Here is a 22,528-nt window from a genome sequence, read left to right as displayed (position 1 = left end):
ATGGTCGTCAACGATGACGCTGGGCATCAGGCTGAACTTCGCGATCTCGAGACCATCGCGAGCAGAGCTCGCTCCTACAGGGGGCGCGGTATCGTTGCCAATGCCGCGGTGTTTCTTGTTACGAACCGATGTAGCTGGTCTTCACGACCGTGTAGAACTCTTGCGCATAGCGACCTTGCTCACGTGATCCATAGGATGAACCTTTACGCCCACCGAACGGAACGTGGTAATCCACACCGGCGGTCGGCAGGTTGACCATCACCATCCCGGCCTGGGAGTGGCGTTTGAAGTGGTTGGCGTACTTCAGCGAGGTGGTGGCAATGCCCGCCGACAGCCCGAACTCGGTGTCGTTGGCCATGGCCAGCGCGGCTTCGTAATCGGCGACGCGGACGATGTTGGCCACTGGGCCGAAGATCTCTTCCTGGCTGATGCGCATCGAAGCTTCGCTGTCGGCAAACAGGGTTGGCGCAAGGAAGTAACCCTCGGTGTCGCACGTCACCAGACCACCGCCGCTGACCAGACGCGCACCTTCGGACTGGCCGATGTCGATGTACTTCATGTCCTGCTCGAGTTGCGCTTGCGAGACCACCGGACCGATATCGGTACCCGCCTTCAATGCATGGCCGACCTTGATCGACTTCATGCGCTCGGCCATGGCTTCGACGAACTGGTCGTGAATCCCGGCGGTGACGATAAAGCGGCTGGAAGCCGTGCAACGCTGGCCGGTGGAGTAGAACGCGCTCTGCACTGACAACTCGACCGCTTGCTTGAGGTCGGCGTCGTCGAGAATGATCTGCGGGTTCTTGCCGCCCATTTCCAACTGGACTTTGGCCTGGCGCGATACACAGCTGACAGCGATCTGACGACCCACGCCCACGGAACCTGTGAAGCTGATGCCGTCGACTTTCGGACTGTGAACCAGCGCATCGCCCACCACGCGACCGCTGCCCATCACCAGGTTGAATACACCGGCCGGGAAGCCTGCGCGGGAGATGATTTCGGCCAGGGCCCAGGCGCAACCTGGAACCAGGTCTGCGGGTTTCAGCACGACGCAGTTGCCGTAGGCCAGGGCCGGGGCGATTTTCCATGCCGGGATGGCGATCGGGAAGTTCCACGGGGTGATCAGACCGACCACGCCCAAAGCTTCGCGAGTGACTTCAACGTTGACGCCCGGACGCACCGACGGCAGGTAGTCGCCGGACAGGCGCAGGCACTCGCCGGCGAAGAACTTGAAGATATTGCCGGCGCGGGTCACTTCGCCGATGGCTTCAGGCAGGGTCTTGCCCTCTTCCCGGGCCAGCAGGGTGCCGAGTTCTTCGCGACGGGCGAGGATCTCAGTGCCGACTTTATCCAGGGAATCGTGACGCGCCTGAATGCCGGACGTGGACCAGGCCGGGAACGCGGCACGGGCGGCGTCGATGGCAGCGTGGACCTGAGCCAGATCAGCCTTGGCGTAGTCGCCAATGGCGTCGGTCAGTTCGGACGGGTTGATGTTGGTCGAATAATCGCCACCGGCAACCCATTCGCCGTTGATGTAGTTATCGAAACGCTTTGCATCTGCCACTTTGAGATCTCCTCACGCAAAAGGCCGCTGATTGCTCAGCGGCCTTACTTGAACGGATGTGTTACTGCGCACCCTGCTTGTCGATCAGCGCGGCGAGCATTTCGTACTCTTCGCCGGTCAGATCGGTCAGCGGTGCACGCACAGGACCTGCGTCGTAGCCGGCAATTTTTGCCCCGGCCTTGACGATGCTTACGGCATAACCGGCTTTGCGGTTACGGATGTCCAGGTACGGCAGGAAGAAGTCGTCGATGATCTTGCCGACGGTGGCGTGATCTTCGCGAGCGATCGCGTGGTAGAAGTCCATCGCGGTTTTCGGAATGAAGTTGAACACCGCCGAGGAGTAGACCGGCACGCCCAGTGCCTTGTAGGCCGCGGCGTAGACTTCGGCGGTCGGCAAGCCACCCAGGTAGCTGAAGCGATCACCGAGGCGGCGACGGATCGACACCATCAACTCGATATCACCCAGGCCATCCTTGTAGCCGATCAGGTTCGGGCAGCGCTCGGCCAGACGTTCCAGCAGCGGCGCGGTCAGGCGGCAGACGTTACGGTTGTAGACCACCACGCCGATGTTGACCGACTTGCACACGGCTTCAACGTGGGCGGCAACGCCGTCTTGGCTGGCTTCGGTCAGGTAGTGCGGCAGCAGCAGCAGACCTTTGGCGCCCAGACGCTCGGCTTCCTGTGCGTATTCGATAGCCTGGCGGGTCGAACCGCCGACACCGGCCAGGATTGGCACGCTGGTGGCGCAAGTGTCGACCGCAGTCTTGATGATTTGCGAATATTCGCTGGCCGCCAGAGAGAAGAACTCACCGGTGCCGCCTGCGGCGAACAGAGCCGAGGCGCCGTATGGGGCCAGCCATTCCAGGCGCTTGATGTAACCCGCGCGATTGAAGTCGCCCTGAGCATTGAAATCGGTAACCGGGAAAGACAGCAGACCGGAAGAGAGGATGGACTTCAGTTCTTGTGGATTCATTATTCGAACACCCTGGATTGCGACGTTGTGTGAGAAAACCGTTCAGCCTGCGCTGAAGTTGTAGGTCATCGTACAACTTAAAATACAACCGTCAACTGCATTTCATCGCTGGGGGTGAAAATTGTTGGACAAGAATGTGTTTAGACCTTGTTTGATTGAGTTTCCGTGGAGGAGAACAGGGAGGATCACACCTCGAAAAACAGGTGCTCAGGAGATACGTTGTCGGAAGATATAAGCGGGTGGGGGGGGATAAGTAAAAGAGAGGCTAACTGAAGGTTTTGTGGAACGGCTTGCGGCCCCTTCGCGAGCAAGCCCGCTCCCACATTCGAATTTCTGCGAACTCACTATTTGTGAACGACGCAGATCAATTGTGGGAGCGGGCTTGCTCGCGAAGGCAATCTGTCAGCCAATACAGGACTGGAATCAGAACACTCAGCCCCGCTGCGCCTCAGCCTCTTCATGGGCATGACGCAACCGCTCACGGCTGTTGGTCAGGTGCAAACGCATGGCGGCCCGCGCCGCATCGGAATCCTGACGGGCAATGGCGTCGTAGATTTCTTCGTGCTCACGGCTCAGGCGACTCATGTAGTGCTGCTGGTCGTCATGGGCCAGGCGCGCGGAGTTCAGCCGTGTGCGCGGAATGATGCTGGTACCCAGGTGGGTCATGATGTCGGTGAAGTAGCGGTTGCCGGTGGACAGCGCGATTTCGAGGTGGAAGGCGAAGTCCGAAGCCACGGCGTCACTGGCGTGAGCGGCACTTTCATTCAACGCATCGAGGGCGGCGCGCATGTTGGCCAGTTGTTCCGGACTGCGACGTTGCGCCGCCAGCCCGGCAGACTCCACTTCCAGACTGATGCGCAGTTCCAGGATCGCCAGCACATCTCGCAGGGTTACCACAGTCGCCGGGTCGATACGGAAACCGCTCGGGCTCGGCGTGTCGAGCACGAAGGTGCCGATACCGTGGCGGGTTTCCACTTGCCCTGCCGCCTGCAAACGGGAAATCGCCTCGCGCACCACCGTGCGGCTGACACCATGGGCATCCATGATGGCCGACTCGGTGGGCAACTTGTCGCCACGCTTGAGATGACCGTCGCGGATCTGCTCCGACAGCACCGTCACCAGTTCCTGAGCGAGGCTGCGGCGCTTGCGTGGGAGGCGTGGTACGTCGTTCGGGTTTTCCATGGTGAACATCTGTCTCGAAAAAATCGGCGGCTGAAAGCGCATCATAGCGCAACGCGGTTGTACGATCACCTTACCCTGTAGGAGCGAGCCTGCTCGCGATGGAGGTTAACGATAACGCGTGCTTCCTGGATCAACGCGGCGTTTTCAAGTCCATCGCGAGCGAGTTCGCTCCTACAAGGAATCAGGGTGTTCAGGCAGTCACGGTCTGATCCACCAGATGGCCATTCTCGATACGAATGTGCCGAGGGTGGAAGCGCTTCAGACTGCTGCGATGACCGACACTGACGATGCTCAGCCCCGGCAACTCGTCGATCAGCGCCTGATAAAGCGTGGCCTCGTCTTCTTCGTCCATCGCCGAGGTGGCCTCATCCATGTACAGCCATTGCGGTGCATAAAGCAGCGCACGGGCGAAGGCCAAGCGCTGCTGCTCACCCGGCGACAACATGCGCTGCCAGTGGTTGGCTTCGTCGAGACGGGCAATCAGGTGCGGCAAGCGGCAGGTTTCCAGCACCTGCGCGTAGCGCTCGTTCGGATAGGTATCGCCGGGCTGTGGATAACTGAGGACATCACGCAGGGTGCCAATCGGCAAATACGGTTTTTGCGGCAGGAACAGGTAGCGCGCCGATGGCAGGCGAATACTGCCGTGGCCGGTCGGCCACAGATGCCCCATCGCCCGCAGCAGGGTCGACTTGCCGCTGCCGGAACGACCGCTGAGCATCACACGCTCGCCCTCCTTCACGGTCATGTCGGCGTTGGTCAGCAGGTGACGACCTTCAGCCAGGTCGAGGCCGAGGTTGTGCACCTTCAGCACCGATCCCGAATTCTGGACGTCGATGGCCGGCGCACGTTCTTCGTTGTCACGCATGGCCTGGTGGAAGCTCAACAGACGATCGCAGGTGGCGCGCCAGGAAGCGAGGCTCTGGTAGGCACTGATAAACCAGCTGAAACTTTCCTGCACATTGCCGAACGCCGAGCTGATTTGCATCAGTTCGCCCAGTTCGATCTTGCCGGAAAGGTAACGCGGGGCGGCAACCATGAAGGGGAAGATGATCGCGGCCTGGCTGTAACCAGCGGTGAAGAACGTCAGGCGCTTGGACACCTTCATGATGTCCCAGAAGTTATGCCAGACCATCCCGAAGCGGCTGCTCAACCGGCGGTTTTCGTTCGGCTCTCCGTTGTACAACGCGATGCTTTCGGCGTTCTCGCGAATTCGCACCATGGAGAAACGCAGGTCAGCTTCGAAGCGTTGTTGCTGATTGTTCAGGCCGATCAGGCGACGACCGATCAAATGCGTCAACCAGCTGCCGACCACCGCGTAAACCAGCACGCACCAGAACATGTAGCCGGGAATGGTGATGCCGAATACTTCAATACTGCCCGACACACCCCACAGGATGATCGAGAACGACACCAGGCTGACGATATTGCGCAGCAGCCCGATACCCAGCTCAAGGGTGTTGGAGGTGAAGTTGTTGAGGTCTTCGGAAATCCGCTGGTCCGGGTTATCGGTGTAACCGCCCTGCTCCAGCTGGTAGTAGTTTTTGTCACCCAGCCAGCGGGTGAAATGCTTTTCGGTGAGCCATGCCCGCCAGCGGATCGTCAGCATCTGCGTCAGGTACAGCCGATACACCGCGCCGACGATCGCCACCGCAGCAATCCCGCAGAAATACAGGATCAGCCGCCAGAATGCCTCCTCGTCCTTTTGTTGCAGCGCGTTGTAGAAATCCTTGTACCAGGTGTTGAACCACACCGAGATCCCTACGCTGATCAGCGACAGCGCAATCACGGCGATCAGCAGAGTCCAGGCTTTGACCTTCTCTTCACTGCGCCAGTAAGGCGTGATCATCGCCCACACTTTGCGAAAAAACTGCCCGCGCACAGCGTCGTTGACCGCGGAATACTCAGCGTTCTGATTCATGGATAAGGCTCGATAGAAAAAAGTACACACACGAACCGATCATAGATGATCGGTCCGGTTTTTCGCGAGATACGGCCCGCATTCGTTCAGCGCAGGTTCAGCGGCGAACGGGACGCTTCTGCAGTTTGCGCTGCAGGGTGCGGCGGTGCATGCCCAGGGCACGGGCGGTGGCGGAGATGTTGCCTTCGTGTTCGGTCAGCACGCGCTGGATGTGCTCCCACTGCAGGCGGTCCACGGACATCGGGTTTTCCGGCACCAGGCTGTCGAGGTCGGCGTGCTCGGACAGCAGCGCCGCCAGCACGTCGTCGGCGTCCGCCGGCTTGCACAGGTAGTTGCAGGCACCGCGCTTGATCGCCTCGACGGCAGTGGCAATGCTCGAGTAACCGGTGAGGATCACCACGCGCATTTCCGGGTCCATTTCCAGCAACTTGGGCAGCAGCACCAAGCCGGAATCGCCGTCCATCTTCAGGTCAAGGGCGGCGTAATCCGGCAGATCGGCCTTGGCCAGCTCCAGGCCTTCCTCGGCGGAACCGGCAGTGCTGACGCGAAAACCGCGGCGAGCCATGGCGCGGGCCATGACGCGGGTGAATGTGGCGTCGTCATCGACCAGCAACAAATGCGGCAGTTCTTCGCCTTCGACTTGGATCTCTTCACTCATGTTCGTCTCCTCGGGCGACACGGGGCAGGCGCAGCTCGGTGAGCGTGCCACCTTCCTCATGACTGTAGAGTTTCACTGAGCCGCCGGCGCGTGTCACGCTGGCCTTGCTCAAAAACAGGCCCAGGCCGAAGCCTTTGCCCTTGGTGGTAAAAAACGGCTTGCCGATTTGCTCGGCAATGGCCAGCGGCACACCGGCGCCATGGTCACGAATGCTGATGGTGAGGTTTTCCCAATCCCAGTCCAGCGTCACTTGCAGCCCTTCGGGGCAGGCATCGGCAGCGTTGTTCAACAGATTCAGCAAAGCCTGGGTCAGGTCCGGCGGCGGCGCCATCCGGGGGACCGGGCCCTGACCGAGGCGCTGGAAGCGATAACTGGCTTCCGGACGCATCAGGTGCCAGCGATTGAGGGCTTCATCAAGCCAATCGGTGACGTCCTGCATCTCCACCGCCAACCGGCGATTGGCCTCGGCGGCGCGTACCAGATGCTGCAAGGTCTCTTTACACAACTTGACCTGATCCTGCAGCACGCTCAGGTCGTCCTGCAACATCGGATCATGATGATCCTGGCGCATTTCCTTGAGTAGCACACTCATGGTCGCCAACGGCGTGCCCAGTTCATGGGCCGCACCGGCGGCCTGGGTGGCGACGGCCAGCAGTTGCTGATCGCGCAGGCCTTCTTCGCGGCGAATGGCGCGCAGCTCTTCCTGACGACGCAGCTCTTCGGCCATGCGCGCGGCGAAAAACGTGATCACCGCTGCAGCCAGGGCGAAGCTCAGCCACATTCCGTACACCTGCAGGTTTTCCCGGGCGATCGGGAAGGTTTGCAGCGGATAGAACTGCGCCAGCAACAGCGTGTACATCGTCAACGCGATACCCGACAGGATCACCGAGTAACGCCACGGCAAGGTCACGGCGGCAATGGTCAGCGGCACCAGGTAATAGGAGACGAAGGGGTTGGTCGAGCCACCGGAGAAATACAGCAATGCGCTGTGGATAAACAGATCGCAGGCCAGTTGCACGGCGTATTCGAGCTCGGTCACCGGCCACGAGGTACGCAGGCGAATGGCTGTGAACACGCACAGCAGCATTGAACATGCGAGCGTCGCCGCCAATTGAAACCAGGGCAGTGGCAGCAACTCGAGCCAGTAGGCCAGGCCAACGGAACCGGCCTGGGCGGCCAGCACCAACGTGCGGATGAACGTCAGCCGCCAGAGGTTCTGGCGAGTGGCGGAAGTGATTTGAACGGGGGCGAGCATGAGCTCTCCTGATGAGCGCTCCAGGCGGATCGCAGGGAGTATAACCAAGCGCGGGGGCTGACAGGCAAAAGTGCGGCAAACGGCCACAGTGCTACCCATAATTTCGCGGGCGATGACAACTGTGGCGAGGGGGCTTGCCCCCGTTCGGCTGCGAAGCAGTCGCAAATAGGTCGATGCGGTCTAACTGTCATTACGCGGTGCAGGTTTTGGGACTGCTGCGCAGTCCAACGGGGGCAAGCCCCCTCGCCACAGGGCCACCTGAGTTCCATCTGTATAGAAGTTGTAACTGTGCGAACCGGAACTTAAAAGCTAGAGTCTGATGGTTTCACGCAGGTCCGGACCATACCCCTGCGCACCTTTCAAGGAGCCTTCATGCACACATTCCGCCGCAGCGCCGCCCTCCTCGCCCTGAGCGTTGGCACCGTCGCCAGCCTCCCGGCCCTGGCCGCCGACGAGCTTCATTACAACCAGATTTCCCTGCGCGCCGAAGTCAGTCAGGAAGTGGCCCGCGACCTGATGATCGTGACCCTCTACACCGAAGAACAGAACACCGACCCGGCCAAACTCGCCGCCGATGTCAGCACCACCATGAACAAGGCGCTGGCCAAGGCCAAGCAAGTCAAGGACATCACTCTGCGCCAGGGCAGCCGCAACAGCTACCCGATCTATGACACCAAGGGCCAGAAAATCACCGGCTGGCGCGAGCGCGCCGAATTGCGCCTGGAAAGCCCGGACTTCGCTGCGCTGTCGAAGCTGACCGGCGAACTGCTCACCGACCTGAAAATGGGCGGCATGGACTTCGCTATCGCCACCCCGACCCGCAAGGCCAGCGAAGACGCCTTGCTCAAGGACGCCGTGACCGCCTTCAAGGCCCGCGCCCAACTGGCCACCGACGCCCTTGGCGGCAAGAGCTACAAAATCGTCAACCTGAACCTCAACAGCAACGGTTATCCACAGCCTTACATGCGCGCGCCGATGATGATGAAAGCCGCCGCCATGGACAGCGCACCGGTGACGCCGGATGTCGAGGCCGGCACCAGCCAGGTCAGCATGACCGCCGATGGCTCGATTGAAGTGCTGATGCCTTGAATCGGTAGCCCGTAAACAAAAACGGCGATCATGAAAATGATCGCCGTTTTTTTTGGCAGTTTTCAGGCATGAGCTATAACTGGATAGGTCCCCCCGAGAAAAGCCGTCGATTGGCTACTATCGGTACAACAATAACCACTCTTATTCACGCCATACCCACCCCACAATCCGGGGTATGAATAAGTAACACCCCGCCCCACGCGGGAGCAACCCGAGTCAGGAGCGCACTGTAAAAGTGCGTCATTTGCACCGTAAAAACGCCGCGCAAACGGTCAAATGCGTCAGGAATTATACAAATGCGACATTAAGGTACGTTCGTGCCACTGTTTAAGGCTTGTAGTCACTCTGGATCTTGCATTGGGTATGGCCCCTGCATAAGTATCCGCAGGCACGACTCACGAGGTCGTCCTCTAATTCCAAAAATGACAACAAATCATGAGGCCACCATGCTTAAACACGCGGTCATTCCGTTCTTAGTTGGCGCAAGCTTGTTAGCCAGCGCACCGTTCGCCCAAGCAGCGACTAACCTGGTGTTCTGCTCCGAAGGGAGCCCGGCCGGTTTCGATCCAGGTCAATACACCACCGGAACCGACTTCGACGCCTCTGCAGAAACCATGTTCAACCGCCTCACCCAGTTCGAACGTGGCGGCACCGCCGTGGTTCCTGGGCTGGCGACCAAGTGGGACGTTTCCGATGACGGCCTGACCTACACCTTCCACCTGCGTGAAGGCGTCAAGTTCCACACTACCCCGTATTTCAAACCGACTCGTGAGTTCAACGCCGACGACGTGCTGTTCACCTTTAATCGCATGATTAACAAGGATGATCCGTTCCGCAAAGCGTACCCGACCGAATTCCCGTACTTCACCGACATGGGGATGGATACCAACATCACCAAGATCGATAAAGTCGACGACCACACGGTCAAGTTCACCCTCAAGGACGTTGATGCCGCGTTCATCCAGAACATGGCCATGAGCTTCGCCTCGATCCAGTCCGCCGAGTACGCTGCCCAGCTGCTCAAGGAAGGCAAGGCAGCCGACATCAACCAGAAGCCGGTCGGCACCGGCCCGTTCGTGTTCAAGAGCTACCAGAAAGACTCCAACATCCGCTACACAGGGAACAAGGACTACTGGAAGCCTGACGACGTCAAGATCGACAACCTGATCTTCGCCATCACCACCGACCCGTCGGTACGCATCCAGAAGCTGAAGAAGAACGAGTGCCAGGTCACCCTGTTCCCTCGTCCGGCCGACCTGAAGGCGCTCAAGGAAGACAAGTCCTTGAAGATGCCTGAGCAGGCCGGGTTCAACCTGGGCTACATCGCCTACAACGTGATGGACAAGATCAAGGGCGACGACAAGCCAAACCCGATGTCGCAGTTGAAAGTGCGCCAGGCCATGGACATGGCCGTCAACAAGCAGCAGATCATCGACTCCGTGTACCAGGGCGCCGGCCAACTGGCGGTCAACGCCATGCCGCCGACCCAGTGGTCCTATGACACCACCATCAAGGACGCCAAGTACGATCCCGAGAAAGCCAAGGAGCTGCTCAAGGAAGCCGGCGTCAAGGAAGGTACCGAGATCGTCCTGTGGGCGATGCCGGTTCAGCGTCCGTACAACCCGAACGCCAAGCTGATGGCAGAAATGCTGCAGTCCGACTGGGCCAAGATCGGCCTCAAGGTCAAGATCCAGAGCTACGAGTGGGGCGAGTACATCAAGCGCTCCAAGGGCGGTGAGAACGGCGCGATGCTGATTGGCTGGAGCGGCGATAACGGTGACCCGGACAACTGGCTGAACGTGCTGTTCGGCTGCGACTCGCTGGAAGGCAATAACTTCTCCAAATGGTGCGACAAGAAGTTTGACGACATCGTCAAGCAAGCCAAGCGCACTTCGGACCAAGGCAAACGCACCGAACTGTACAAACAGGCGCAACACGTCCTCAAGGATGCTGTGCCTATGACACCTATCGCTCACTCGACGGTGTTCCAACCCATGCGCGCCAACGTGCAGGACTTCAAGATCAGCCCATTTGGCTTGAACTCCTTCTACGGCGTCAGCGTCAGCAAATAAGGTTTTGCAACGGCGACGTTCCTGACGTCGCCGTTGCTTTATCTTCCGAGAAAGCAGGAATTCGCCTACATCCTAATCCGCAGCTGACTACAGCATCGGGCGAGGACGCGTTGCCATTTCCTACGAGTCTTTAGGACTCTACGCATTTACTGCCGGACCCATGGCTCATACCGTCGGGATCTGACCAGTGCACGCGTGGGTCATCGGTTAATGCTGCGCGCATGGCTTGAAATCAGTGATGCCTCTACGTCCGCGGACGGGACGGCGACTCATTGAAAACATTTTGAGAGTAAAGGGAGCGTTATGCGCCATACCTTGGTTTTATCCGCATTGCTGGGCACCGGCCTGTTGGCCGCCACTTCCATCAGCCAGGCCGCCAACAACAGCCTGGTGTTCTGCTCCGAAGGCAGCCCCGCCGGTTTCGACACGGCGCAGTACACCACTGCGACCGACAACGACGCCGCCGAGCCGCTGTACAACAGGTTGGCTGAGTTCGAAAAAGGCGCGACCAACGTCGTACCGGGCCTGGCCACGAGCTGGGATATTTCCGAGGACGGCCTCAAATACACGTTTCACCTGCGCGAAGGGGTGAAGTTTCATACCACCAAATACTTCACGCCGACCCGAGACTTCAATGCCGATGACGTGCTGTTCACGTTCAATCGCATGCTCGACCCGCAGCAACCTTTCCGTAAGGCTTATCCGACAGAGTTTCCGTACTTCAACGGCATGAGCCTGAACAAGAACATCGCCAAGGTCGAAAAGACCGGGCCACTGACCGTGGTCTTTACGCTCAACAGCGTGGACGCCGCGTTCATCCAGAACATCGCCATGAGCTTCGCCGCCATCCTTTCGGCCGAATACGCCGACAAGCTGCTGGCCGAAGGCAAGCCGAGCGACATCAACCAGAAGCCGATCGGCACCGGGCCGTTCGTGTTCAAGAGCTACCAGAAAGACTCGAACATCCGTTACACCGGCAACAAGCATTACTGGGCCCCTGACCGGGTCAAGCTCGATAACCTGATTTTCGCCATCAACACCGACGCCTCGGTGCGCGTGCAGAAACTCAAGGCCGGCGAGTGCCAGATCACCCTGCACCCGCGCCCTGCCGATGTGCCCGCGCTGAAGAACGACACGGCCCTGCAACTGATCGAGAAGCCCGGTTTCAACCTCGGCTACATCGCCTACAACGTGCGCCACAAACCGTTCGACCAGCTTGAAGTACGCCAGGCGCTGGACATGGCGGTGAACAAGCAAGGCATTCTCAATGCCGTCTACCAGGGCGCGGGGCAACTGGCGGTCAACGCCATGCCGCCGACCCAATGGTCCTACGACGAGACTATCAAGGACGCCGCCTACAACCCGGAAAAAGCCAAGGAGCTGCTCAAGGCTGCCGGCGTCAAGGAAGGCACCGAAATCACCCTCTGGGCCATGCCGGTCCAGCGTCCGTACAACCCCAACGCCAAGTTGATGGCCGAGATGCTCCAGGCTGACTGGGCGAAGATCGGCCTCAAGGTCAAGATTGTCAGTTATGAGTGGGGCGAGTACATCAAGCGCACCAAGAATGGCGAACACGACATCAGCCTGATCGGCTGGACCGGCGACAACGGTGACCCGGACAACTGGCTGGGCACGCTCTACAGCTGTGACGCCATTGGCGGCAACAACTACTCGATGTGGTGTGACCCGGCTTACGACAAGCTGATCAAGCAGGCCAAGGTCGTCACCGACCGCGACCAGCGCACCCTGCTCTACAAACAGGCGCAGCAATTGCTCAAGCAGCAAGTGCCGATGACGCCAGTCGCCCACTCGACGGTCAACCAGCCGCTGAGCGCCAAAATCGAAGGGTTCAAGGTGAGCCCGTTCGGTCGCAATGTTTTCTCGGGTGTCAGCATAGAAAAATAACCGATTAGCCAGAAATGCCGGGGGGCGGATGTTCCGCCCTCACGCAGACGCTTTGCCGTCTTTTGCCAATTTGGCTGGCGGCAAACGTTTGCGATGCCGTGAATGAGTTCTAAACCAATAGCCGGATCACAAAAAAAGACCGGCATAAAAAAAAGAAAGTAAGGAGCTTTACCCATGAAACTGAGCAGCACCGCGTTATTGGCCATGGCCATCAGCAGCGTAACCGCCACGGCTTACGCAGAAACCCAAAGCCAGGCTTTCACCCCGGTTACCGTGAACGAGAAAAGCGCTCAAAGCGAAGCCACCGGTTTTATCGAAGGCCAGTCGATCACAGGCACCACGCGCAACTGGTACGCCAACGAACAACTGCAACGCGGCGCCAAGTTCGCCTACAAGAAAGACGGCGTTTCGACCCCGACCGATCGCCGGATCAACTGGGTCCAGGGCACCATCCTCAAGTACAACTCCGGCTTCACCGAAGGCACCGTAGGCTTCAGCACTGAGGTGGCGGCGTACAACGCCATCGCACTGGACCAGGACCGCAAAGACCTGGCGTCCAACAACGGCGGCGCACCGGGCACTCGTCCAGGCGCAGGCAACAACCGTACCCTGACCAAAGAGGGCGGCGACGCTCAAGGCCAGTGGAGCAAACTGGGCCTGGCCAACGTCAAGGCTCGTGTATCCAACAGCACCCTGACCGCCGGCCGCATGAACTTCAGCAGCCCGATGGTCGACGTGATCGGTAACCGTGCACTGCCTTCGAGCTTCCAGGGCGTGGCCCTCCACAGCGAAGAGCTGAACAACCTGGCCTTCGACCTGGCCACCTTCGACCGCAACTCACCGCGTACCGAAGAAAGCCAGCGCAAATTCCGCACCGAATACGCAAACGGCATCGTCGAAACCGACCACGTCTACACCGGCGGTATCACCTACAACCCGTTCGCCAGCCTGACCACCAGTCTCTGGGCGACCCAGGCTGAAGATATTTGGAACCAGTACTACTTCGGCGCCTCTCACGTACTGGGCGACAGCCAGGTACTGAGCCTGACCACCGGCCTGAACTACTACAAAACCAAGGAAACCGGTAAAGCCCTGATCGGCGACATCGACAACGACACCTACTCGCTGTCGTTCGGCCTGACCCACCAGGCCCACACCCTGACCTTCTCGTACCAGGAAGTGAACGGTAACGAGTACTTCGACTACCTGCACGAAACCAACGGCATCTACCTGGCCAACTCCCTGTTGTCGGACTTCAACGGCCCGAACGAAAAATCGTTCCAGGTTGCCTACGGTCTGAACATGGCCGAATACGGCGTGCCGGGCCTGAAGTTCAACATCTACCAGGCTCGCGGCTGGGGTATCGACGGTACTCACTACACCGGCAACGGCGGCGTGGCAGGCAAGGGTTACGACGGCATCCAGTCCCAGGATGGCGAACACCATTATGAATACGGCATCGGCGCGACCTACGCCGTGCAGAGCGGCCCGCTCAAGGCCACCACGATTCGCGGCACCTATACCGCTCACCGTGCCAGCGAAAACCAGGCTGACGGCAGCATCAACGAGTTCCGCCTCGTGACCACGGTTCCGTTCAACATCCTGTAATGCCCGTGCCGAACGGCTGATTCAGTGACGAATCGGCCGTTCGGCTTTTGTCCTTCAACTGATTGCAGAGGGTTCTTGATGAAAATGCTTCCCCTACGTGCGGCCATCGCGGCTGCCTTGCTGAGTGTCGCGGTGGGTGTATCGGCCAAGCCGCTTGTGGTCTGCACCGAAAACAGCCCCGAAGGCTTCGACATGGTCCAGTACACGACTGCAGTCACAGCCGATGCGGTGGCCGAAACCATCTTCAATCGCCTGGCGGACTTCAAGCCCGGCACCACCGACGTGATTCCGGCACTGGCCGAGTCCTGGGACATCAGCGAAGACGGCCTGAGCTACACGTTCCATCTGCGCAAAGGCGTCAAGTTCCACACCACCGAATACTTCAAGCCGACCCGCGACATGAATGCCGACGACGTGGTCTGGAGCTTCCAGCGCCAGCTGGACCCGAATCATCCGTGGCACAAACTGTCGAGCGTGGGCTTCCCGTACTTTGAAAGCATGGGCTTCAAGGAACTGCTCAAGAGCGTCGAGAAAGTCGACGACAACACGGTCAAGTTCACCCTGACCCGCCGTGAAGCGCCGTTCCTGGCCGACATCGCCATGGCCTTCTCGTCAATCTACTCCGCCGAGTACGCCGACCAGCTGCTCAAGACCAACAAGACCGGCGACCTGAACAACAAGCCAGTCGGCACCGGCCCGTTCGTCTTCCAGCGCTACAACAAGGACGCCCAGGTTCGTTTCAAGGCCAACCCGGATTATTTCCGTGGCAAGCCACCGGCTGATGCGCTGATCCTGGCCATCGCCACCGACAACAACGTGCGCCTGCAGAAGCTCAAGGCCAACGAGTGCCAGGTCGCGCTGTATCCAAAACCGGATGACATCCCGAGCATCAAGAAAGACTCGAACCTGAAGGTCGATGAAATGAATGCGATGACCGTCGCCTACATCGCCATCAATACCACCCACAAGTACTTGAGCGATGTGCGCGTGCGCAAAGCCATCGACATCGCTTTCGACAAGGAAGCCGCGGTCAACGCGCTGTTCGGCAAGGGCAATGCCACCGTGGCGGTCAACCCGTTCCCGGATACCCTGCTGGGCTACAACCACACGCTGAAGAATCCTGCCCGCGACCTGGACAAGGCGCGCGCCCTGCTCAAGGAAGCCGGCGTACCGGAAGGCACCACCTTCACCCTGTTCACCCGCAACGGAGGCGGCGCGACCAACCCGAACCCGATGCTCGGTGCGCAGATGATGCAGGCCGACCTGGCCAAGGTCGGGATCAAGATCGACATCCGCGTGATGGAATGGGGAGAGATGCTCAAGCGCGCGAAAAACGGCGAGCACGACATGGTTTCCGCCGGATGGGCGGGCGATAACGGCGACCCGGATAACTTCCTGACGCCTATGCTCAGTTGTGAAGCTGCGCAGAACGGCGAAAACTATGCACGCTGGTGCAATGACAGGTTCCAGGCACTCATCGACCAGGCCCGCGCAAAAGTCGACCCGGCTGAGCGTGCAGCGCTTTACGAACAGGCTCAGGTGATTTTCAACCAGGATCAACCATGGATCAGCCTCGCACACACTAGAATGTTCACCGCAACGCGCAACAACGTAGAGGGCTATCACATTAGCCCCCTCACCACGAATAACTTCGCCACCACCCAGGTGAAGTAATAAGAAAACTCCCGGCATTCCTGACCCAGGCATGCCGGGCACGCCTAACCGGCTGATGAGGTACAACACACGATGTTTAGTTTTATTGCCCGCCGACTGGGGTTACTGATCCCCACGTTCTTCGGCATCACCTTGCTGACTTTCGCGTTGATTCGCATGATCCCGGGCGACCCCGTAGAAGTCATGATGGGAGAACGTAGGGTCGACCCCGAAATGCACGCTCAGGCAATGGAACGCCTAGGTCTGAACAAACCCCTGTATGCCCAGTACCTGGATTACATCGGCAAGCTGGCCCACGGCGATCTCGGGGAATCCCTGCGTACCCGTGAAAGCGTGTGGAGCGAATTCACCTCCCTGTTCCCCGCGACCCTGGAACTGTCCATGGCCGCCCTGTTGTTCGCAGGCATCCTGGGCCTTCTGGCCGGGGTGATCGCAGCACTCAAGCGAGGATCCCTGTTCGACCATGGAGTGATGGGTGTCTCCCTGGCGGGATATTCGATGCCGATCTTCTGGTGGGGCCTGATCCTGATCATGTTCTTCTCGGTAAGTCTGGGCTGGACCCCGGTATCCGGGCGGATCGACCTGCTGTATGACATCGAGCCACGCACCGGCTTCATGCTGATCGATACGCTGCTGGCCGACGAGCCGGACGCCTTCTTCGACGCCCTGCACCACCTGATCCTGCCGGCCATTGTGCTCGGCACCATTCCGCTGGCAGTGATCGCGCGGATGACCCGTTCGTCGATGCTCGAAGTGCTGCGTGAAGACTACATCCGCACCGCCAAGGCCAAAGGCCTGTCGCCGGCACGCGTGGTGTTCGTACACGGCCTGCGCAACGCGCTGATCCCGGTACTCACCGTGGTCGGCCTGCAAGTCGGCACCCTGCTGGCCGGTGCGGTCCTGACCGAAACCATCTTCTCGTGGCCCGGCATCGGCAAATGGCTGATCGAAGCCATTGGCGCCCGAGATTATCCCGTTGTGCAAAACGGCATCCTGTTAATCGCCTGCCTGGTGATTGTGGTCAACTTCGTAGTGGACATCCTCTACGGCTTTGCCAACCCACGCATCCGTCATCAGCGCTGAGATCATGACCATGACCACTCCAATTCCATCGGTAGCAGTCGATCAAAGCCTGCTGTACCCGTCTCCGTACAAAGAATTCTGGCAAGCGTTTTCCAAGAACAAAGGTGCCGTCGCCGGCCTGATGTTCATGCTGCTGGTGATTTTCTGCGCCATCTTCGCCCCGTGGGTTGCCCCTCACGACCCGAGCGAGCAATACCGTGATTTCCTGCTGACCCCGCCGGCCTGGCTGGAGGGTGGACAGATGCAGTTCCTGCTCGGCACCGACGAACTGGGTCGCGACCTGCTGTCGCGCCTGATCCAGGGCTCGCGCCTGTCCTTGCTGATCGGTTTGTCGTCGGTGGTGATGTCGCTGATCCCGGGGATCCTGCTGGGTCTGTTCGCCGGGTTCTTCCCGCGCATACTTGGCCCGAGCATCATGCGTCTGATGGACATCATGCTGGCCCTGCCGTCCCTGCTGCTGGCCGTGGCGATCGTCGCCATCCTCGGCCCTGGCCTGATCAATACCGTGATCGCCATCGCCGTGGTGTCCCTGCCGTCCTACGTTCGTCTGACCCGCGCTGCGGTGATGGGCGAACTGAACCGCGACTACGTGACTGCCGCGCGCCTGGCCGGTGCCGGTCTGCCGCGCCTGATGTTCGTCACCGTGCTGCCTAATTGCATGGCGCCGCTGATCGTTCAGGCCACCCTGAGCTTCTCCTCGGCGATCCTCGATGCCGCCGCACTGGGCTTCCTCGGCCTTGGCGTACAACCGCCAACCCCTGAGTGGGGCACCATGCTGGCTTCGGCCCGCGACTACATCGAACGCGCCTGGTGGGTAGTGAGCCTGCCTGGTCTGACCATTTTGCTCAGCGTGCTGGCAATCAACCTGATGGGCGACGGCCTGCGCGATGCGCTGGACCCGAAACTCAAGAACGCCGCCTGAGGAGATTCCCATGTCACTGCTAGAAATCAAGAATCTCAACGTTCGCTTCGGCGACAAAAACGCCACGCCAGTCGTCGATGGTCTCGACCTGCAAGTGGACAAGGGCGAAGTGCTGGCCATCGTTGGCGAGTCCGGTTCCGGCAAGTCCGTGACCATGATGGCGCTGATGGGCCTGATCGAGCATCCGGGGATCGTCACCGCTGACGCCCTGAATTTCGACGGCAAGAACATGCTCAAGCTCAACAATCGCCAGCGTCGCCAGATCGTGGGTAAAGACCTGTCCATGGTCTTCCAGGATCCGATGACTGCCCTGAACCCGAGCTACACCGTCGGTTTCCAGATTGAAGAAGTGCTGCGCCTGCACCTGAAAATGTCCGGCAAGGCTGCGCGCAAGCGCGCCATCGAACTGCTGGAAAAAGTTGAAATCCCGGGTGCCGCCAGCCGTATGGACGCCTACCCGCATCAACTGTCCGGTGGCATGAGCCAACGTGTCGCGATTGCCATGGCGATTGCCGGCGAACCGAAACTGCTGATCGCCGACGAACCGACCACGGCGCTGGACGTAACCATCCAGGCGCAAATCATGGACCTGCTGCTGGCGTTGCAGAAAGAGCAGAACATGGGCCTGGTGCTGATCACCCACGACCTCGCCGTCGTGGCCGAAACCGCCCAGCGCGTGTGCGTGATGTACGCCGGCCAGGCGGTCGAAGTCGGCCAGGTGCCGCAACTGTTCGACATTCCGGCACACCCGTACAGCGAAGCGTTGCTCAAGGCAATTCCGGAACACAGCCTGGGTGCCTCGCGCCTGTCGACCCTGCCGGGCATCGTTCCCGGTCGCTACGACCGCCCGCAAGGTTGCCTGCTGTCGCCACGCTGCCCGTACGTGAAAGACAACTGCCGTCAACAACGTCCGGCCCTTGACCAGAAAAGCAACAGCCTCGCTCGCTGCTTCTACCCGCTGAACCAGGAGGTGGCGTAATGGCCGTCGTTCTTACCGCCCGCGACCTGACCCGTCACTACGAGGTGTCCCGAGGCCTGTTCAAGGGTCACGCCACCGTGCGCGCCCTCAACGGCGTGTCGTTCGAACTGGAAGCCGGCAAGACCCTCGCTGTCGTAGGCGAGTCGGGCTGCGGCAAATCCACCCTGGCCCGTGCCCTGACCCTGATCGAAGAGCCGTCCTCCGGCTCCTTGAAAATTGCCGGGCAGGAAGTCGCCGGTGCCGACAAGGCCCAGCGCAAGCAACTGCGCAAAGACGTGCAGATGGTGTTCCAGAGCCCGTACGCCTCGTTGAACCCTCGGCAGAAAGTCGGTGATCAGCTTGCAGAGCCGTTATTGATCAACACCAACCTGAGCGCCGCGGAACGTCGCGAGAAAGTCCAGGCGATGATGAAGCAGGTGGGTTTGCGTCCCGAGCACTACCAGCGTTATCCGCACATGTTCTCCGGTGGTCAGCGCCAGCGGATCGCCCTGGCCCGCGCGATGATGCTGCAACCGAAAGTGCTGGTGGCGGACGAACCGACCTCGGCACTGGACGTGTCGATTCAGGCACAGGTGCTCAACCTGTTCATGGATTTGCAGCAAGAGTTCAACACCGCCTATGTGTTCATCTCCCACAACCTGGCAGTGGTACGCCACGTTGCCGACCATGTGATGGTGATGTACCTCGGTCGTCCGGTGGAAATGGGCACGAAAGAGGACATTTACTCCCGACCTCTGCACCCTTACACCCAGGCGCTGTTGTCGGCGACGCCGGCCATCCACCCGGATCCGGACAAGCCGAAAATCAAGATCGTCGGCGAATTGCCCAACCCGCTGAACCCGCCGTCCGGCTGCGCCTTCCACAAGCGCTGCCCGTACGCCACCGAGCGTTGCAGCACTGAAGAGCCGGCCCTGCGCCTGATCGCCGGCCGCCAGGTGGCTTGCCACTACGCCGAGCAATTTCTCGACGGCGCGGCATAAAAATGTGGGAGCGGGCTTGCTCGCGAAGGCGTCATTCCAGTCAACCTCAATGTCGACTGACAGATCGCTTTCGCGAGCAAGCCCGCTCCCACAGGGATTGAGTAGCTCAAGTAATTACGCGTTAACCAAACCCCTTCTGCCTCGAATGCGCATCACTCAGGTAGAAGGGGTTTTCTTTTGCCTGCAATAGAGCGACTACGTCTGGCTGTCGCCCTCTTCCTCATCGGAGTCCGGTTCGTCGGTGGTCGAGTCATCGTCGTTGTCCGCACCGCCCTGCCCCTGATCTCCCGGTTCCGATTCGGACTTGGCGATCATCAACCCCGCATAACCCGCCTGCCCGCTCGAAGCCTGCTCCCCGTGATCGATACACTCGGCCCACGCCGTCGAAGCTCCGAGCGAGAGCATCACCATCACCTTCAACAGCAGTAAAACGCGAAACAACCTGTTCATAGCCGATTCCTTCCTTTCGTTGAGTGCCTGTCTGGTGCTGAGTCAAATCTAGTTCCGATCAGCCGGGTTCTCCAGATTGGACGCTATCTGGCGGGGGAAAATGCAGCGGGTTTGGAGACTGGTTTGGAATAGGGGTTATTCACAACTCAACTAACACCGAAGCCCCCTGTTGGAGCGAGCCTGCTCGCGATGGAGGCTAACGATGACGCGCTCTGTCTGGATAAATGCAGCGCGGCTGGAATCATCGCGAGCAGGCTCGCCCCTACAGGCAATTGCGCCAGACAATAAAAAGCCCCGCAGCTTTCGCAACGGGGCTTTTGGATTTTGCAACTCAGCGCTTAGTGATGCTCACGGGTCGCACGGAATTTCACGTCCGGCCAGCGCTCTTCCATCAATGCCAGGTTGACCCGCGTCGGTGCGAGGTAGGTCAGGTGACCACCGCCGTCCAGCGCCAGGTTTTCCACAGCCTTGTTGGAGAACTCCTCAAGCTTCTTCTTGTCGCTGCATTCGATCCAGCGCGCAGAGTAAACGGTGATCGGCTCGTAGGAGCACTCGACCTTGTATTCCTCTTTCAAACGGCTGGCGACCACATCGAACTGCAGCACACCGACGGCGCCGAGGATGATGTCGTTGCTGCGTTCCGGGAAGAACACCTGGGTCGCGCCTTCTTCGGCCAGTTGTTGCAGGCCCTGGCGCAGTTGCTTGGATTTCAGCGGATCTTTCAGGCGTACGCGACGGAACAGTTCCGGGGCGAAGTGTGGAATGCCGGTGAAACCCAGGACTTCGCCTTCGCTGAAGGTGTCGCCGATCTGGATGGTGCCGTGGTTGTGCAAGCCGATGATGTCGCCGGCAAACGCCTCTTCCAGTTGCTCACGCTCGGAGGAGAAGAAGGTCAGCGCGTCGCCGATCCGCACGTCCTTGCCGGTGCGCACGTGGCGCATCTTCATGCCTTTTTCGTACTTGCCGGAGCAGATACGCATGAAGGCGATGCGGTCGCGGTGTTTCGGGTCCATGTTCGCCTGGATCTTGAAGATGAAACCCGAGAACTTCTCTTCCACCGGCTCCACGGTGCGCTCGTTGGCCACGCGTGCCAGTGGGCGCGGCGCCCAATCAACGACGGCGTCGAGGACGTGGTCGACACCGAAGTTGCCCAGTGCCGTACCGAAGAACACCGGAGTCAGTTGACCGTCGAGGAACTCCTGCTGGTTGAACTCGTGGCAGGCGCCCTGCACCAGTTCCAGCTGCTCGATGAAACGTTCGTACTCGTCACCCAGGTGGGCGCGGGCTTCATCGGAGTCGAGCTTCTCGATGATCCTGGTTTCGGTGCGTTCGTGGCCGTGACCGGCGGTGTACACGATGATGTAGTCATCGGCGAGGTGATACACGCCTTTGAAGTCACGGTAGCAACCAATCGGCCAGGTGATCGGCGCAGCCTTGATCTTGAGGACGGCTTCGATTTCGTCGAGCAGTTCGATCGGGTCGCGGATGTCACGGTCGAGTTTGTTGATGAAGCTGACGATCGGCGTGTCACGCAGACGGCAGACGTCCATCAGGGCGATGGTCCGAGGCTCTACACCTTTACCGCCGTCGAGAACCATCAACGCCGAGTCCACCGCCGTCAGGGTGCGATAGGTATCTTCGGAGAAGTCTTCGTGGCCCGGAGTGTCGAGCAGGTTGATCATGTGTTCGCGATACGGGAACTGCATGACCGACGTGGTAATGGAGATACCCCGCTGCTTTTCCATTTCCATCCAGTCGGAGGTGGCATGGCGATCGGATTTACGAGATTTCACCGTACCGGCTACCGCAATCGCCTTGCCCATCAGCAGGAGCTTCTCGGTGATGGTGGTCTTACCGGCATCGGGGTGGGAAATAATGGCGAAAGTGCGGCGTTTCGCGACTTCGGCGGCCTGTTTGGTCATGGGAAATCGCCTGGCAGGTGATTCAAAAAAGGGCGCAGATTATAGCCCAAGTTGATCGAAGAACCGAACCGTTGAGCACATTAGGGGTGGCCAAATGCTGCTTCAGATGGGAACCTTTTAAAGCACGGAGACGTCCACTCCCCCGTAACGACCACTCGTCGGGGGCCTGAAACACCTGCAATTCGGCCTGACGAGGCTGTGCTCATGGCTCGATTGCCGTGCGTTTCCCCCTGTAGGAGCGAGCCTGCTCGCGATGGACGTCAACGATAATGCTGGGTACCTGAAGGTACGCAT

The 22,528-nt window shown here is 59.7% G+C and carries 17 protein-coding genes; 9 read left to right on the top strand and 8 right to left on the bottom strand.

Annotated elements, in window-relative coordinates; genetic code table 11:
* Window positions 1-118: 118 nt before the first annotated feature.
* The 6 genes from KGB20_RS23510 to KGB20_RS23485 all read right to left on the bottom strand — a co-directional run bounded on the left by KGB20_RS23510 (window position 119) and on the right by KGB20_RS23485 (window position 7,550).
* Window positions 119-1,564 (bottom strand): aldehyde dehydrogenase family protein, encoded by a 1,446-nt coding sequence (locus KGB20_RS23510; protein WP_150812819.1) that lies wholly within the window; start codon window positions 1,562-1,564, stop codon window positions 119-121.
* Between the two features lie 61 nt (window positions 1,565-1,625).
* On the bottom strand, window positions 1,626-2,537 hold the full coding sequence (kdgD, locus tag KGB20_RS23505; RefSeq protein ID WP_057716441.1) for a 5-dehydro-4-deoxyglucarate dehydratase: 912 nt from the start codon (window positions 2,535-2,537) through the stop codon (window positions 1,626-1,628).
* Between the two features lie 432 nt (window positions 2,538-2,969).
* Window positions 2,970-3,719 (bottom strand): FadR/GntR family transcriptional regulator, encoded by a 750-nt coding sequence (locus KGB20_RS23500; protein ID WP_178081865.1) that lies wholly within the window; start codon window positions 3,717-3,719, stop codon window positions 2,970-2,972.
* 190 nt (window positions 3,720-3,909) lie between these two features.
* Window positions 3,910-5,637: an ABC transporter ATP-binding protein/permease gene (locus KGB20_RS23495; protein WP_150812820.1), complete on the bottom strand. Its 1,728-nt coding sequence runs from the start codon at window positions 5,635-5,637 to the stop codon at window positions 3,910-3,912.
* Window positions 5,638-5,734: 97 nt separating this feature from the next.
* Entirely contained in the window at window positions 5,735-6,295 is a 561-nt protein-coding gene (locus KGB20_RS23490) for a response regulator transcription factor (protein WP_007973041.1), read from the bottom strand.
* Window positions 6,288-7,550, bottom strand: a complete 1,263-nt coding sequence (locus KGB20_RS23485) for an ATP-binding protein (RefSeq protein WP_057716443.1) — start codon at window positions 7,548-7,550, stop codon at window positions 6,288-6,290. Before KGB20_RS23485 ends, KGB20_RS23490 begins: the two co-directional genes overlap by 8 nt.
* A 372-nt stretch (window positions 7,551-7,922) precedes the next feature.
* Between KGB20_RS23485 and KGB20_RS23480 the strand changes: the two genes are divergently transcribed.
* The 9 genes from KGB20_RS23480 to KGB20_RS23440 all read left to right on the top strand — a co-directional run bounded on the left by KGB20_RS23480 (window position 7,923) and on the right by KGB20_RS23440 (window position 19,862).
* A complete protein-coding gene (locus tag KGB20_RS23480) occupies window positions 7,923-8,639 on the top strand; it encodes an SIMPL domain-containing protein (protein ID WP_090453064.1) in 717 nt (238 codons plus the stop codon).
* 446 nt (window positions 8,640-9,085) lie between these two features.
* Window positions 9,086-10,711, top strand: coding sequence for an ABC transporter substrate-binding protein (locus tag KGB20_RS23475; RefSeq protein ID WP_057716445.1), 1,626 nt, complete (start codon window positions 9,086-9,088; stop codon window positions 10,709-10,711).
* Between the two features lie 303 nt (window positions 10,712-11,014).
* Window positions 11,015-12,616 (top strand): ABC transporter substrate-binding protein, encoded by a 1,602-nt coding sequence (locus tag KGB20_RS23470; RefSeq protein ID WP_057716446.1) that lies wholly within the window; start codon window positions 11,015-11,017, stop codon window positions 12,614-12,616.
* 174 nt (window positions 12,617-12,790) lie between these two features.
* The gene (locus tag KGB20_RS23465) at window positions 12,791-14,224 is read left to right on the top strand and encodes an OprD family porin (protein WP_057716447.1); all 1,434 of its coding nucleotides are present in this window, start codon (window positions 12,791-12,793) and stop codon (window positions 14,222-14,224) included.
* A gap of 78 nt (window positions 14,225-14,302) precedes the next feature.
* Entirely contained in the window at window positions 14,303-15,898 is a 1,596-nt protein-coding gene (locus KGB20_RS23460; protein WP_102669063.1) for an ABC transporter substrate-binding protein, read from the top strand.
* Between the two features lie 72 nt (window positions 15,899-15,970).
* Complete coding sequence (locus tag KGB20_RS23455) at window positions 15,971-16,981, top strand: ABC transporter permease subunit (protein ID WP_008051717.1); 1,011 nt, start codon at window positions 15,971-15,973, stop codon at window positions 16,979-16,981.
* Window positions 16,982-16,991: 10 nt separating this feature from the next.
* Window positions 16,992-17,903 (top strand): ABC transporter permease subunit, encoded by a 912-nt coding sequence (locus tag KGB20_RS23450; RefSeq protein ID WP_057716449.1) that lies wholly within the window; start codon window positions 16,992-16,994, stop codon window positions 17,901-17,903.
* A 10-nt stretch (window positions 17,904-17,913) separates the two neighbouring features.
* Window positions 17,914-18,882 carry an ABC transporter ATP-binding protein gene (locus KGB20_RS23445; RefSeq protein ID WP_057716450.1) on the top strand — a complete coding sequence of 323 codons (969 nt, stop codon included), beginning with the start codon at window positions 17,914-17,916 and terminating at the stop codon, window positions 18,880-18,882.
* Complete coding sequence (locus tag KGB20_RS23440) at window positions 18,882-19,862, top strand: peptide ABC transporter ATP-binding protein (RefSeq protein WP_057716451.1); 981 nt, start codon at window positions 18,882-18,884, stop codon at window positions 19,860-19,862. The genes KGB20_RS23445 and KGB20_RS23440 overlap by 1 nt, the downstream gene beginning before the upstream one ends.
* A 195-nt stretch (window positions 19,863-20,057) precedes the next feature.
* On the opposite strand, the gene KGB20_RS23435 is transcribed toward KGB20_RS23440, so the two are convergent.
* Together KGB20_RS23435 and KGB20_RS23430 are read right to left on the bottom strand one after the other, a co-directional pair.
* Window positions 20,058-20,312: a hypothetical protein gene (locus KGB20_RS23435; protein ID WP_057716452.1), complete on the bottom strand. Its 255-nt coding sequence runs from the start codon at window positions 20,310-20,312 to the stop codon at window positions 20,058-20,060.
* Window positions 20,313-20,650: 338 nt separating this feature from the next.
* Window positions 20,651-22,234: a peptide chain release factor 3 gene (locus KGB20_RS23430; RefSeq protein ID WP_057716453.1), complete on the bottom strand. Its 1,584-nt coding sequence runs from the start codon at window positions 22,232-22,234 to the stop codon at window positions 20,651-20,653.
* Window positions 22,235-22,528 lie beyond the last annotated feature (294 nt).

The organism is Pseudomonas sp. BF-R-30, from assembly GCF_019956175.1.
In the GTDB taxonomy this organism is placed as follows: Bacteria; Pseudomonadota; Gammaproteobacteria; order Pseudomonadales; family Pseudomonadaceae; genus Aquipseudomonas; species Aquipseudomonas jessenii.
Note: the sequence above shows the minus strand (reverse complement) of the source record. Positions and strands in the feature narration are given on the sequence as shown.

Excerpts from the sequence above, each read along its gene's own strand:
- kdgD (WP_057716441.1), bottom strand. The coding sequence starts at position 2,537 with ATGAATCCACAAGAACTGAAGTCCATCCTCTCTTCCGGTCTGCTGTCT.
- KGB20_RS23500 (WP_178081865.1), bottom strand. The coding sequence starts at position 3,719 with ATGGAAAACCCGAACGACGTACCACGCCTCCCACGCAAGCGCCGCAGC.
- KGB20_RS23495 (WP_150812820.1), bottom strand. The coding sequence starts at position 5,637 with ATGAATCAGAACGCTGAGTATTCCGCGGTCAACGACGCTGTGCGCGGG.
- KGB20_RS23490 (WP_007973041.1), bottom strand. The coding sequence starts at position 6,295 with ATGAGTGAAGAGATCCAAGTCGAAGGCGAAGAACTGCCGCATTTGTTG.
- KGB20_RS23485 (WP_057716443.1), bottom strand. The coding sequence starts at position 7,550 with ATGCTCGCCCCCGTTCAAATCACTTCCGCCACTCGCCAGAACCTCTGG.
- KGB20_RS23480 (WP_090453064.1), top strand. The coding sequence starts at position 7,923 with ATGCACACATTCCGCCGCAGCGCCGCCCTCCTCGCCCTGAGCGTTGGC.
- KGB20_RS23475 (WP_057716445.1), top strand. The coding sequence starts at position 9,086 with ATGCTTAAACACGCGGTCATTCCGTTCTTAGTTGGCGCAAGCTTGTTA.
- KGB20_RS23470 (WP_057716446.1), top strand. The coding sequence starts at position 11,015 with ATGCGCCATACCTTGGTTTTATCCGCATTGCTGGGCACCGGCCTGTTG.
- KGB20_RS23465 (WP_057716447.1), top strand. The coding sequence starts at position 12,791 with ATGAAACTGAGCAGCACCGCGTTATTGGCCATGGCCATCAGCAGCGTA.
- KGB20_RS23460 (WP_102669063.1), top strand. The coding sequence starts at position 14,303 with ATGAAAATGCTTCCCCTACGTGCGGCCATCGCGGCTGCCTTGCTGAGT.
- KGB20_RS23455 (WP_008051717.1), top strand. The coding sequence starts at position 15,971 with ATGTTTAGTTTTATTGCCCGCCGACTGGGGTTACTGATCCCCACGTTC.
- KGB20_RS23450 (WP_057716449.1), top strand. The coding sequence starts at position 16,992 with ATGACCACTCCAATTCCATCGGTAGCAGTCGATCAAAGCCTGCTGTAC.
- KGB20_RS23445 (WP_057716450.1), top strand. The coding sequence starts at position 17,914 with ATGTCACTGCTAGAAATCAAGAATCTCAACGTTCGCTTCGGCGACAAA.
- KGB20_RS23440 (WP_057716451.1), top strand. The coding sequence starts at position 18,882 with ATGGCCGTCGTTCTTACCGCCCGCGACCTGACCCGTCACTACGAGGTG.
- KGB20_RS23435 (WP_057716452.1), bottom strand. The coding sequence starts at position 20,312 with ATGAACAGGTTGTTTCGCGTTTTACTGCTGTTGAAGGTGATGGTGATG.
- KGB20_RS23430 (WP_057716453.1), bottom strand. The coding sequence starts at position 22,234 with ATGACCAAACAGGCCGCCGAAGTCGCGAAACGCCGCACTTTCGCCATT.